This is a genomic window from Pseudomonas sp. FGI182 (assembly GCF_000511325.1).
Taxonomy (GTDB): Bacteria; Pseudomonadota; Gammaproteobacteria; order Pseudomonadales; family Pseudomonadaceae; genus Aquipseudomonas; species Aquipseudomonas putida_Z.
This window is the reverse complement of record NZ_CP007012.1, coordinates 5,621,356-5,634,041: the sequence shown is the minus strand read 5'-3', so window position 1 is coordinate 5,634,041 and position 12,686 is coordinate 5,621,356. Positions and strand designations below refer to the sequence as shown.

The following is a 12,686-nucleotide window of genomic DNA, read 5'->3' as shown; positions in this document are numbered from 1 at the left end:
TCCTGTCGGCAGGTGGCTATTGTCCGTGGCCGGGCGCCGGTTTGTCGAGATATCCGCGTGCTTCTCGGCCAAGTGGCGCTGTGCGCCGGCATGGCTAATGGATATGATGCGCGCCATGCACATCTCCCCTGAACACCCGATGCTTGCGGCCGTCGTCGATGATCTGGTCACCCATGGCTGGTCCCAGCAGGCGCTTTTTCTGCCTGCCGACCTGGTGCACGCGCTCGCGGCCGAGTGCCGGCGCCGTGATGCCGAAGGCGAACTCAACCCCGCAGGGGTTGGGCGCGGTGCTGCCCAGGAGGTGCGCGAGGCCATTCGCGGCGACCAGATCCAGTGGATCGACCCTGGCCAGGCCGAGGCCTGCGACCAGTACCTGAGCGCCATGGACCAGCTGCGCCAGGCCATCAACCAGGGCCTGTTCCTCGGCCTGGAAGACTTCGAGTGCCATTTTGCCTTGTACCCGCCGGGGGCGTTCTATCGCCGGCACCTGGACCGCTTCCGCGATGATGACCGGCGCATGGTGTCGGCAGTCCTGTACCTGAATGAAGGCTGGCAGCCGCAGGACGGTGGCCAGTTGCGCATGTTCCTGGCGGACGGTGTCGAGCATGATGTCGAGCCGGTGGCGGGCAGCCTGGTAGTGTTCCTGTCGGGCGAGGTGCCCCATGAGGTGCTGCCGGCAGGGCGTGAGCGGCTTTCGTTGACCGGCTGGTTCCGGCGCCGTGGCAATGACCCCTTCTGACCTGCCCAAGGTCCTGGTCAGCGCCTGCCTGCTGGGGCAGCCGGTGCGCTATGACGGCCGCGCCAGTGGCCACCCCGACCTGTTGCAGCGCTGGCAGGCCGAAGGGCGCGTGGTGCCGTTGTGCCCGGAAGTGGCGGGTGGCTTGCCGACCCCACGGCCGCCTGCAGAGATACCGGGCGGGCAGGGCGGGGAGGTGCTCGACGGTGGCGCGCAGGTGCTGACGGTGGCGGGCGAGGATGTCAGCGCCGAGTTCCTGGCCGGGGCGCAGCGGGCGCTGGAGCTGGTGCACCGGCATGGCATTCGTGTGGCCGTGCTGAAGGCTGGAAGCCCTTCGTGTGGCAACCGGTTGACCTATGACGGCACGTTCAGTGGTGTGAAGGTGGCCGGGGAAGGAGTGACTACGGCATTGCTGCGGCGGGCGGGGGTGCTGGTGTTCAGCGAGCTGGAGCTGGACGAGGCACAGCAGGCTCTGGCCGGGCTTTCAGCTTAAGCCTGTTCCGGCCCTTTCGCGGGTGAACCCGCTCCCACAGGTTCTCCACAGCCCTCAAGGCTTGTGATGTCCCTGTGGGAGCGGGTTCACCCGCGAAGAGGCCGGTACAGGCAGCAAAAATCCTATTGCCCGGACGCAGTCTCAGGCACACCCTTGAACCACTTCTGCTCAAGCTCGGCAGTCCGCCCGCTGTCCTTGAGCCGCTGCAGTGCATTGTTCACCGCGCTCTCGAACGCCGGGTTGTCCTTCTGGAACGGGATCACCAGCTGCTTCTCGCCAAACGGTAGGCTCACATCGAGCGGGCCGTCACCTTTGGGCGATTCGCTCGACGGGGTCAGTGCGATGTCGTACTTGCCACTCTCGACACCGGGCAGTACCTCTGCCGCAGGGGCTTCGATGAACTCGGCGCGCAGGTCCAGTTCCTTGGCCAGGTCCTGGCCAAACTCGATCTCGAAACCGGTCAGGTGGTCATTTTCCTTGAATGCGTACGGCGAGTTGTCGGCCTGTACGGCAATGCGCAGTTCGCCCCGGTCGGCAATTTCGTCTATCAGCTCGGCCTGAGCCAATGGCGTGATCAGTACCGCCAGCATTACTCCGATGATCGAACGCATTAAAGCCCCTTTCTCTTTGGCAGATGAATAACCTTCGCCACGGCTTTCTTCCTCGCCGTGGTCGAGCGCAGCCTATGACCTTGAAGCCTCGGCATTGTTTAACCCGGATTGAAATATTTCTGCCTGACGATGTGAACATCTGGGCAAACATATCAACTAAGGTGAACCACCGCCGCCACTGGAATACTGGCGGCGGTCAATAAGTGAATCACAGGAGAAGTGAATGAACAGCCTATTTTCGCGTGCTGCCGTTGCTGGTCTGTTGATGGGAGCGTCAATGTTCGCCAGTGCCGCAGATGCCCTGAAGAGCCAGGAGCCGCCCAAGGATGCCAAGGTCTTCATCGTTTCCCCCGCCGATGGCGCCACGGTCGACAAGACCTTCACCGTCAAGTTCGGCATCGAGGGCATGGCGCTCAAGCCTGCGGGCGACAGCACCCCGCACACCGGGCACCACCACCTGCTGGTGGATGTGGATAAAGAGCCGGTGGCCGACATGGCGCTGCCATCCAGCCTGATGCCGCAGGCCGGCACCGCGCTGCCGGATGGCCCGCAAGTGCTGCACTTCGGCAAGGCGCAGACCGAGACCAGCATTACCCTCACCCCGGGCAAGCACACCCTGCAGCTGGTGCTGGGTGACCAGTATCACGTGCCGTTCAAGCCGAGCGTCGTGTCGCAGAAGATTACTGTCGACGTGAAATAGGTGTCGGGTTCTTCGCGGGCAAGCCCGCGAAGCAAGCGACACCAATGTCACAGGCAAAAAAAAAGGGAGGCCACCGGGGCCTCCCTTTTTCATACCGCCAGCGAACTTAGAACAGGACGCGGGAACGGATGGTGCCCTTGACCTGTTGCAGCTTCTCTTGCGCCAGGTCGGAGTACTCGGCGTCAACGTCGATCACCACGTAACCGACTTTCTCGTTGGTCTGCAGGAACTGACCGGAGATGTTGATGCCGTTCTCGGCGAAGACCTTGTTGATCTCGCTGAGCACGCCAGGGATGTTTTCGTGGATGTGCAGCAGGCGGTGCTTGCCTGGGTGCGCCGGCAGGGCAACTTCCGGGAAGTTGACCGAGGATACCGAGGTACCGTTGTCGCTGTACTTGACCAGCTTCTCGGCCACTTCCAGGCCGATGTTGGCCTGGGCTTCGGCAGTGGAACCACCGATGTGCGGGGTCAGGATCACGTTGTCCAGGCCACGCAGCGGGCTTTCGAACTGCTCGTCGTTGGAGCGCGGCTCCACCGGGAACACGTCGATGGCGGCGCCGATCAGGTGCTGGTCCTTGATGGCGGCGGCCAGGTGGTCCAGCTCGACCACGGTGCCGCGTGCGGCGTTGATCAGGATCGCGCCCTTCTTCATCGCACGGATTTCCTTCTCGCCGATCATCCACTGGGTGGACGGCAGCTCAGGCACGTGCAGCGAAACGATGTCGGCCAGGCCCAGCAGCTCGTGCAGGCTGGTGACCTGCACGGCGTTGCCCAGTGGCAGCTTGGTCAGCGGGTCGTAGAAATACACCTGCATGCCCATGTTCTCGGCCAGGACCGACAGCTGGGTGCCGATCGAGCCGTAACCGACGATACCCAGCTTCTTGCCGCGGATTTCGAAGGAGTTGGCCGCGCTCTTGATCCAGCCGCCACGGTGGCAGGAAGCGTTCTTCTCGGGGATGCCGCGCAGCAGCAGGATGGCTTCGGCCAGTACCAGTTCGGCTACCGAACGGGTGTTGGAGTATGGCGCGTTGAACACGGCGATACCGCGCTCGCGGGCAGCTTCCAGGTCGACCTGGTTGGTGCCGATGCAGAAGCAGCCAACGGCGACCAGTTTCTTGGCGCAGTCGAAGATCTCTTCGGTCAGCTGGGTGCGCGAACGGATGCCGATGAAGTGGGCGTCGGCGATCTTTTCCTTCAGCTCGGCTTCCGGCAGCGAACCAGTGAGGTATTCGATGTTGGTGTAGCCGGCGGCCTTGAGGGTATCGACCGCGTTCTGGTGCACACCTTCAAGAAGAAGGAACCGGATCTTGCTCTTGTCGAGAGAAGTCTTGCTCATCTGCGTAAACCTGTATCCCGGAGAAAAAATGGCGAGGGTGATGCCAGGCGCAAAGGCAGCCTTAGCATGAACAGCGGGAGGGCTATGCTAGCATACGCGACACAATCTGAGCTTATCCCGACAGGTGAAGAGTGCTCAGGGTGACTATGAATAAGTCGAGAGTTCCAGCGATGACCCACCCCGCTGTTATTGATGAACTGATGACCCTTGTCGACCCTGGCAAGGTCCTGACCGACGCAGCTTCCCTGGAGGCCTATGGCAAGGACTGGACCAAGCATTACCCACCGGCGCCCAGCGCCATCGTCTTCCCCAAGACGGTGGAGCAGGTGCAGGCGATCGTGCGCTGGGCCAATACGCACAAGGTGGCGCTGGTGCCGTCGGGCGGGCGTACCGGGCTTTCCGCAGGCGCCGTGGCGGCCAATGGCGAAGTGGTGGTCGCCTTCGACTACATGAACCAGATTCTCGGCTTCAATGCCTTCGACCGCACCGTGGTCTGCCAGCCAGGGGTGATTACCCGCCAGCTGCAGGCCTACGCCGAAGAACAGGGCCTGTATTACCCGGTGGACTTCGCCTCCAGCGGCTCCAGCCAGATTGGCGGCAATATCGGCACCAATGCCGGCGGAATCAAGGTGATTCGCTACGGCATGACCCGCAACTGGGTGGCCGGGCTGAAAGTGGTCACCGGCAAGGGTGAGTTGCTAGAGCTGAACAAGGACCTGATCAAGAACGCCACCGGCTACGACCTGCGCCAGCTGTTCATCGGTGCCGAAGGTACCCTGGGCTTCGTGGTCGAGGCCACCATGCGTCTGGACCGTGCGCCGCGCAACCTCACCGCGATGGTGCTGGGGACCCCGGATTTCGACTCGATCATGCCGGTGCTGCATGCCTTCCAGGGCAAGCTGGACCTGACCGCCTTCGAGTTCTTTTCCGACAAGGGCCTGGCCAAGATCCTGGCGCGTGGCGATGTGCCGGCGCCGTTCGAGACCGACTGCCCGTTCTATGCGCTGCTGGAATTCGAGGCCAGCACCGAGGAGGTGGCCAACGAAGCCCTGGCCACCTTCGAGCACTGCGTCGAGCAAGGCTGGGTGCTGGACGGGGTGATGAGCCAGAGCGAGACCCAGCTGAAAAACCTGTGGAAACTGCGCGAATACCTGTCGGAAACCATCTCGCACTGGACACCGTACAAGAACGACATTTCTGTCACGGTATCGAAAGTGCCAGCGTTCCTGCGCGATATCGACGCCATCGTGACCGAACATTACCCGGATTACGAAGTGGTGTGGTACGGCCACATCGGCGACGGCAACCTGCACCTGAACATCCTCAAGCCCGAGCACATGAGCAAGGATGACTTCTTCGCTTCGTGCACCAAGGTCAACAAGTGGGTGTTCGATATCGTAAAGCGCTACAACGGCTCGATCTCGGCCGAGCACGGCGTGGGCATGACCAAGCGAGACTACCTGGGCTACAGCCGCTCGCCCGAAGAAATCGCCTGCATGAAGGCAATAAAGGCCGTGTTCGACCCTAACGGCATCATGAATCCGGGTAAGATCTTCGCACCTGAATAGAAAGCAGTATCCAGAGGAGTCGGCCATGAGTTACCAGCACCAGTACGTAGACGGCACACGCATTCACTTCCCGCTGGGCAAGGTGGTGTGCATCGGCCGTAACTATGCCGAGCATGCCAAGGAGCTGGACAACCCGATCCCCACCGAACCGCTGCTGTTCATCAAGCCGGGCAGCTGCGTAGTGCCGGCCGAGGGCGGCTTCAAGATTCCGACGGAACGTGGCTCGGTGCACTATGAGGCGGAAATTGCCGTGCTGCTGGGCAAGCCGCTGTCGACTCATCCGAGCGAGGAAGAGGTGCTGGACGCCATTTCCGGTTACGCCCCGGCGCTGGACCTGACCCTGCGCGATGTGCAGGCCAAGCTGAAAGAGAAGGGCCTGCCATGGGAGTTGGCCAAGTGCTTCGACGGCGCCTGCGTACTGCCGCCGTTCGTGTCAGCCGCCAGCTTCGAGGATGTGACCGACATCCCGGTGCGCCTGACCGTCAACGGCGAAGTTCGCCAGGACGGTAACAGCGCGATGATGCTCAACCCGATCGTGCCGATGATTCAGTACATGGCCGCGCATTTCTCGCTGCAGGCGGGGGATGTGATCCTCACCGGCACCCCGGCGGGCGTGGGGCCGTTCAATGTCGGTGACGAACTGGTGCTGGAACTGCCGGGTGTGAGCCGCTTCGAAAGCCGGGTGCTCTGACTCGAAACAGCGTCGCCTTCTTCGCGGGTAAACCCGCTCCCACAGGAATATCACAAGCTTCAAACCTGTGGAGAACCCTGTGGGAGCGGGCATGCCCGCGAAGAGGCCGGTCCTGTTTACCGATTTTTCACACCTGATCCGGATAATGCGCGAACCTACGCCCATTTCCCCAGGACCCCCGCATGCCATCTCCCTCCAGCGCCCCGGCAACCCCCAAGCGTCGTTTCTTCCTGCGCTGGCCCTTCGGCCTGGCCGCGGCGGCGGTAATCGGCTATGGCGTGGCCGTGGCCATGCACTGGGATGACCGCGGCGCGCTGTGGGTCAAGGAAGGCTTCGAAAGCACCGCCGAGCGCAGCGAAAGCGTATGGCTGCCGGACTACCAGGTCGACATCGATGCCAAGCCGCTGCCGGGCATGGACGACGATGAAGCTTCGGATGTGGCCTTCAACCCGCGTACCCGCACCCTGTTCGCAGTCATGGGCAAGAACCCGATCCTGGTCGAACTGAGCCTGGATGGCAATGTACTGCGCAAGATCCCCCTCAACGGCTGGAACAACCCGGAAGGCGTCGCCGTGTTGGAAGACGGCTTCCTGGCAATCACCGATGAGCGCCTGCACGACCTGACCGTGGTCAAGGTGGATGCGCAGACCACCTCGTTGAACCATGATGATTTCCAGAGCCACGACCTGGGCCAGTCGGTGAAGAGCAACAAGGGCTTCGAGGCGGTGGCCTGGGACCCGCTGCGCCAGCGCCTGGTCATCGGCGAGGAGCGCCCGCCAAGGTTGTACACCTGGAACACCGATGGCCGCAGCCCGCTCACGGGCGAAAAGCAGCCGTTGCCCAACGATGAACTGGACCTGCGCAACCTCTCGGCACTGGGCGTCGACCCGCGTACCGGCCACTTGCTGGCGCTGTCGGCCGATTCCAACATGCTGCTGGAACTGAACGAGCAGGGTCAGCAAGTCAGCTTCATGACCTTGCTCGGCGGTTTCAACGGCCTGCAGGACACCATTCCGCGTGCCGAAGGGGTGGCCATGGACGACAAGGGCAACTTGTACATGGTCAGCGAGCCGGCCCTGTTCTATCGCTTCAGAAAGAACTGAGCCCAACATCCGACTTTTCGGATGCTGGCATTAAGCTTTAATTCAGTGGTTCATGGTTAGATTCGCCACCCCTATGTCGAGTCTGCCCTCATGCGCCGTTCTGTTCGCCTGTTCCTTGTCCTGGTCGCCATCGGCCTGCTCCTGCTCGGCTTGGCCGGGCAGGAGTTCCGCCTGTTCGAGCGTGGCTGGTTCAACCTCAAGGCCTGGTGGCAGCCCGCCGAGCAGAGCATCGGCCTGGACCGCTACCGGGTGGTGGTGGAGGCGCAGCCGGTCGAAGGGCTGGATGACGACATATCGGCGCTGACCTACGACCCCGACCGCAAGACCCTGTTTACCGTCACCAATGCCCGCTCGGAGCTGATCGAGCTGTCGTTGGACGGCCGCATCCTGCGCCGGGTGCCGCTGACCGGCTTCGGCGACCCGGAAGCCGTGGAGTACGTCGGGCCCAACAGCTATGTGATCACCGACGAGCGTCAGCAGCGGCTGATACGCGTGCGCCTGGAGGACGACACGATGTTCCTCGATGCCGGCGATGCCGAGCAGCTGACCCTGGGCATTGGCCTGAACGGCAACAAGGGTTTCGAGGGGCTGGCTTACGATTCGGCGGGCAAGCGCCTGTTCGTGGCCAAGGAGCGTGACCCGATGCTGATCTACGAGGTGCATGGCTTCCCGCACGACAACCCTGAGCAGCCCTATGCGGTGCATGTGGTGCAGGACCGCAAGCGCGATTCGCGGCTGTTCGTGCGGGACCTGTCGAGCTTGCAGTTCGATGAGCGCAGCGGGCACCTGCTGGCGCTGTCGGACGAGTCGCGGCTGGTGCTGGAGCTGGATGTGGAGGGCCGGCCGCTGAGTACCTTGTCGTTGCGCAAGGGGTTCCAGGGGTTGCAGGCGACGGTGCCGCAGGCGGAGGGGATTGCGATGGATGAAGCGGGGACCATCTATCTGGTCAGTGAGCCGAACCTGTTCTATGTGTTTAAACAGACGGCGGAGTGAGCCGGTGGGGCTGCCTTGCAGCCGATTCGCAGCACAAGGCTGCTCCTACAGGAAGTCGCGTACCCTTGTAGGAGCAGCCTTGTGCTGCGAATCGAGGGCGAAGCCCTCGCCGCAGGTTACTCGGCCTTCAGGCTTTTCACGCCTTCAGCGGTACCCAGCAGCAGCAAATCCGCCGGACGCGCCGCGAACAGGCCGTTGGTCACCACGCCAACGATGGCGTTGATCTGTCCTTCCAGCTCCACCGGGTTGGTGATCTGCAGGTTGTGCACATCGAGGATCACGTTGCCGTTGTCGGTAATCACGCCCTCACGGTACACCGGGTCACCACCCAGCTTGACCAGCTGGCGCGCCACGTGGCTGCGGGCCATCGGGATCACTTCGACCGGCAGCGGGAAGGCGCCCAGCACCGGTACCAGCTTGCTGGCGTCGGCGATGCAGATGAAGGTCTTGGCCACGGCGGCGACGATCTTCTCGCGGGTCAGGGCTGCGCCGCCGCCCTTGATCAGGTTCAGGTGCGCGTCGCTCTCGTCGGCGCCGTCCACGTAGAACTCCAGTTCGCTGACGCTGTTCAGCTCGTAGACCGGGATGCCATGGCCCTTCAGACGCTGGGCAGTGGCTTCGGAGCTGGCGACCGCGCCGTCGAAGGCGGTCTTGTGCTGAGCCAGGGCGTCGATGAAGAAGTTGGCGGTCGAACCGGTGCCGACGCCGACGACGCTCTTTTCATCCAGCTTGGGCAGAATGAAGTCGACAGCGGCCTGGGCGACGGCCTGTTTGAGTTGGTCCTGGGTCATGCGGGCTCCGAGAGGGGCAGGGCGGTTTTGAAAAGAGCCTAGTATAACGGCTCGGGCGGCTTTGCTGTGGTCGCCCGACGTAGCGCTGGGGTAGACTCCCAGCCCTTGTCCCGCGGCCCAGTGATGCATTCCCGATGCTCGAACAGTACGTCAAGAAGATCCTCACCTCGCGCGTCTACGACGTTGCGGTCGAAACCCCGCTGCAGAGCGCCGGGCAGCTGAGCAAGCGCCTGGGCAACCAGATTCTGCTCAAGCGCGAAGACCTGCAGCCGGTGTTCTCGTTCAAGATCCGCGGGGCCTACAACAAGCTGGCCCAACTGACCCCGGAAGAACTGGCCCGTGGCGTGGTCACCGCCTCGGCCGGCAACCACGCCCAGGGCCTGGCCCTGGCTGCGCGCGAGATGGGCATCAAGGCCACTATCGTGATGCCCAAGACCACCCCGGAAATCAAGGTCGAAGGCGTACGTTCGCGGGGCGGCAAGGTGGTGCTGCATGGCGACTCGTTCCCCGAGGCGCTGGCCTATTCGCTGAAACTGGTCGATGAAAAGGGCTTCGTCTACGTGCACCCCTACGACGACCCGCACACCATCGCCGGGCAGGGCACCGTGGCCATGGAGATCCTGCGCCAGCACCCAGGCCAGCTGGACGCGATCTTCGTGCCGGTGGGTGGCGGTGGCCTGATCGCCGGCATTGCTGCCTACGTGAAGTACCTGCGCCCGGAAATCAAGGTGATTGGCGTCGAGCCGGACGACTCCAACTGCCTGCAGGCGGCCATGGCGGCCGGCGAGCGCGTGGTGCTGCCGCAGGTCGGGCTGTTCGCCGACGGCGTGGCGGTGGCGCAGATCGGCCAGCATACCTTCGATATCTGCCGTCATCATGTGGATGAAGTGGTCACCGTCAGTACCGACGAGATTTGCGCGGCTATCAAGGATATCTACGATGATACCCGCTCGATCACCGAACCTGCCGGTGCCCTGGGCGTGGCGGGCATCAAGAAGTACGTCGAACTGTACGGCGTGACCGGGCAGACCCTGGTGGCCATCGACTCCGGTGCCAACGTCAACTTCGACCGCCTGCGCCATGTGGCCGAGCGTGCCGAGCTGGGTGAAAAGCGCGAAGCGATCATCGCCGTGACCATTCCTGAGCGCCCGGGCAGCTTCAAGGCCTTCTGCGAGGCTATCGGCAAGCGCCAGATCACCGAATTCAACTACCGCAAGCACACCTCCGACGAGGCGCATATCTTCGTCGGCGTGCAGACCCACCCGGAAAACGACCCGCGTGCGGCGCTGGTACAGCAACTGACCGAGCAGGGCTTCCCGGTTACCGACCTGACCGACAACGAGCTGGCCAAGCTGCATATTCGCCACATGGTCGGTGGCCATTCGGCCGGTGCCAGTGACGAGATGGTGCTGCGCTTCGAGTTCCCCGAGCGGCCGGGGGCGCTGTTCAACTTCCTCAACAAGCTGGGCGGGCGCTGGAACATCTCGATGTTCCATTACCGCAACCATGGTGCCGCTGACGGGCGCGTGGTGGCGGGGTTGCAGGTGCCGGAAGACGAGCGCCATCTGGTGCCGGCGGCGCTGGCGAAGATCGGCTACCCGTACTGGGACGAGACTGACAACCCGGCTTACAAGCTGTTCCTGGGCTGAGCGGCTAAGCTAAGCCAGAAATCTCGCTTTTTGTAGGAGCGGCCTTGTGTCGCGATGGGCCGCAAGGCGGCCCCGGCAATGTGTGATCATGGCCGAGATCCCGGGGCCGCTTTTGCGGCCCTTTCGCGACACAAGGCCGCTCCTACAAGGGTTAGGGGCTGCTGCAAAAATGGCCTGACAAAGGACAATTCGGACATGGAACACCTGACCACCCTCAAGACCCTGCACATCATCGCCACCGCGCTCCTGCTGCTGGGTGCTCTGGGCCTGGCGCTCTGGACCGTGCGCGCCCGCCGCCAGGGCGATGCCGAGGCCTACGCCAAGCTGCTGCGTCGGCCGCTTGTGTTCGTCTGGCTGGTGATGGGCCTGTGCCTGGTGAGCATGCCGTTTACCGGCTGGTGGCTGGTGCACCTGGTGGGCTGGCCGCTGGGGCAGACCTGGGTGCTGGCGTCCAGCGTCATCTATACGCTGGGCGCGTTTGCCGTGTGGTGGCTGCTGGTGCGGTTGAACCGGCTGCGCAAGGCCGAGGTGGTGGGGTTGCGCTTTACCCTGGCACTGGCGGTGTTCAGTGGGGTTTGCTTCCTGTCCATCGCCGGGCTGATGGGGGCCAAGCCGGTCTGACAGGCTTGTGCTGTATGTGCCGGCCTCTTCGCGGGCGCGCCCGCTCCCACAGGTACGGCGCAGCCCTCCAGGCTTGTGGTGATCCCTGTGGGAGCAACTGTCTTGCTCAATTTCAAAAAGCTGGCGCGATCCCTGTGGGAGCGGGCTTGCCCGCGAACACGGGCGAAGCCCGTGCCATCCACCACGGTGTTGGCTTCGCGGGCAAGCCCGCTTCCAGGCGGCTCACGCTGCGTTCTGGATTTACGTTGTACCTTCAGGCTGCGGTAGCACTAGATCGAGCCATGATGTACCCGTTCTGAGCATGGCATTTAACCGCACGATGAACGTTCTCATGCAGGCCACGATAGCGACTTTGGGAAGTTTTCCGCGCTCCCGCAGTGACTGATAACGAGCCTTGAGTGCTGGGTTGTATTTCATCGCCACAAGGCATGCCATGTACAGCGATCGCCTGACCGCAAATCGCCCGCCAGAGATAGAGCGCTTGCCCATGAATTTCCCGCTGTCGTGGTTGAAGGGCGCCACCCCAACCAGGGAGGCAATTTCTCTGGACTCAACCCGACCTAGCTCCGGCAGCAGCGCTATTAGTTTGCCCGCTGTCACCATCCCAATGCCTTTCACTTTGATCAGCTGGGCAACCCGTTCGTCGTTCAGCATCGCGATTTGCTGTTCGATCTCACACTCAACCCGTTTGATCTGCGCCTTGAAGTGTTTCAGGTTGGCATTCAGGTAGTTAGCAACTGCAGTCGATTGCACCTGCTTCAGGCGCCGCAGGTCGTCATCTCGCTGTTGAACCATCCGATCACGTTGCTGAAGCAACTCTCGCAGAAGCGCTCGTTCGGGGCTGACTCGCAGAGAGGGTTGATCTGGAATGACTTCGGCATAGTGCGCCAGAACCTCGGCGTCGATGGCGTCAGTCTTGGCCTTGATGCCTAAAGAGTCAGCGAATGACCTGGCTCGCCTGGGATTGACGCGTATGACCTTGTAGCCAGCGTCCTGTAGAAAACACATGACATCTCGCTCGTAGCCACCCGTCGCCTCTAACAGGACGCGCTTGATACTGAGCTTGCGAAGGCTCTCCAGTAGCGCCTCAAACCCTGTTGGATCATTGCTTAAATGCATTTTGATGCCCTGTGGCCGCACCGCAGCATCAAGGGAGAGACTGGAAACATCGATACCCAAGAAGGAAGCCATCACCAAAACCTCCTAAACTCAACACAGTGAGAGGACTTTGGCTTGGCCCACGCTTGTGATTCGAGATCAGAGCCGCATCCAACTGTTCGGGCTCTCGCCAAAGTGGAACGGTGAATGGCAGCTTTTGCTCCCACACGTGCTCAAGGCACCTACGGCATTCAGCTTGCCATTCACCGCTCTCACTCCAAATTCTAATCCCCCAT

The 12,686-nt window shown here is 62.4% G+C and carries 13 protein-coding genes; 9 read left to right on the top strand and 4 right to left on the bottom strand.

Features of this window, described 5'->3' with window-relative positions; translation table 11 throughout:
• The first annotated feature begins 106 nt into the window (after positions 1 to 106).
• A complete protein-coding gene (locus C163_RS24790) occupies positions 107 to 739 on the top strand; it encodes a 2OG-Fe(II) oxygenase (protein WP_025341011.1) in 633 nt (210 codons plus the stop codon).
• Positions 726 to 1,229 (top strand): DUF523 domain-containing protein, encoded by a 504-nt coding sequence (locus tag C163_RS24785; protein WP_025341010.1) that lies wholly within the window; start codon positions 726 to 728, stop codon positions 1,227 to 1,229. Before C163_RS24790 ends, C163_RS24785 begins: the two co-directional genes overlap by 14 nt.
• Before the next feature lie 122 nt (positions 1,230 to 1,351).
• Here C163_RS24785 and C163_RS24780 read toward each other — a convergent pair whose 3' ends face one another.
• The gene (locus tag C163_RS24780) at positions 1,352 to 1,840 is read right to left on the bottom strand and encodes an ABC transporter substrate-binding protein (RefSeq protein ID WP_025341009.1); all 489 of its coding nucleotides are present in this window, start codon (positions 1,838 to 1,840) and stop codon (positions 1,352 to 1,354) included.
• A 223-nt stretch (positions 1,841 to 2,063) separates the two neighbouring features.
• Here C163_RS24780 and C163_RS24775 point away from each other — a divergent pair, with 223 nt between their 5' ends.
• The gene (locus C163_RS24775; RefSeq protein ID WP_025341008.1) at positions 2,064 to 2,540 is read left to right on the top strand and encodes a DUF4399 domain-containing protein; all 477 of its coding nucleotides are present in this window, start codon (positions 2,064 to 2,066) and stop codon (positions 2,538 to 2,540) included.
• A 106-nt stretch (positions 2,541 to 2,646) separates the two neighbouring features.
• On the opposite strand, the gene serA is transcribed toward C163_RS24775, so the two are convergent.
• Positions 2,647 to 3,876, bottom strand: coding sequence for a phosphoglycerate dehydrogenase (gene serA / locus C163_RS24770; protein WP_003258542.1), 1,230 nt, complete (start codon positions 3,874 to 3,876; stop codon positions 2,647 to 2,649).
• Between the two features lie 170 nt (positions 3,877 to 4,046).
• On the opposite strand from serA, the gene C163_RS24765 reads away from it, so the two are divergent.
• The 4 genes from C163_RS24765 (at position 4,047) to C163_RS24750 (ending at position 8,231) form a co-directional block, all read left to right on the top strand.
• On the top strand, positions 4,047 to 5,444 hold the full coding sequence (locus tag C163_RS24765; RefSeq protein ID WP_025341007.1) for an FAD-binding oxidoreductase: 1,398 nt from the start codon (positions 4,047 to 4,049) through the stop codon (positions 5,442 to 5,444).
• A gap of 25 nt (positions 5,445 to 5,469) precedes the next feature.
• Complete coding sequence (locus tag C163_RS24760; RefSeq protein WP_024087876.1) at positions 5,470 to 6,135, top strand: fumarylacetoacetate hydrolase family protein; 666 nt, start codon at positions 5,470 to 5,472, stop codon at positions 6,133 to 6,135.
• 182 nt (positions 6,136 to 6,317) lie between these two features.
• Complete coding sequence (locus tag C163_RS24755) at positions 6,318 to 7,238, top strand: SdiA-regulated domain-containing protein (protein WP_025341006.1); 921 nt, start codon at positions 6,318 to 6,320, stop codon at positions 7,236 to 7,238.
• Positions 7,239 to 7,328: 90 nt separating this feature from the next.
• On the top strand, positions 7,329 to 8,231 hold the full coding sequence (locus C163_RS24750) for an SdiA-regulated domain-containing protein (RefSeq protein ID WP_025341005.1): 903 nt from the start codon (positions 7,329 to 7,331) through the stop codon (positions 8,229 to 8,231).
• 116 nt (positions 8,232 to 8,347) lie between these two features.
• On the opposite strand, the gene rpiA is transcribed toward C163_RS24750, so the two are convergent.
• A complete protein-coding gene (rpiA, locus tag C163_RS24745) occupies positions 8,348 to 9,022 on the bottom strand; it encodes a ribose-5-phosphate isomerase RpiA (protein WP_025341004.1) in 675 nt (224 codons plus the stop codon).
• Positions 9,023 to 9,156: 134 nt separating this feature from the next.
• Here rpiA and ilvA point away from each other — a divergent pair, with 134 nt between their 5' ends.
• Positions 9,157 to 10,671 (top strand): threonine ammonia-lyase, biosynthetic, encoded by a 1,515-nt coding sequence (ilvA, locus tag C163_RS24740; RefSeq protein WP_013974671.1) that lies wholly within the window; start codon positions 9,157 to 9,159, stop codon positions 10,669 to 10,671.
• A 195-nt stretch (positions 10,672 to 10,866) separates the two neighbouring features.
• A complete protein-coding gene (locus C163_RS24735) occupies positions 10,867 to 11,292 on the top strand; it encodes a DUF2269 domain-containing protein (RefSeq protein ID WP_015272187.1) in 426 nt (141 codons plus the stop codon).
• A gap of 240 nt (positions 11,293 to 11,532) precedes the next feature.
• On the opposite strand, the gene C163_RS24730 is transcribed toward C163_RS24735, so the two are convergent.
• Complete coding sequence (locus C163_RS24730) at positions 11,533 to 12,483, bottom strand: IS110 family transposase (RefSeq protein WP_025337292.1); 951 nt, start codon at positions 12,481 to 12,483, stop codon at positions 11,533 to 11,535.
• Positions 12,484 to 12,686: the final 203 nt, after the last annotated feature.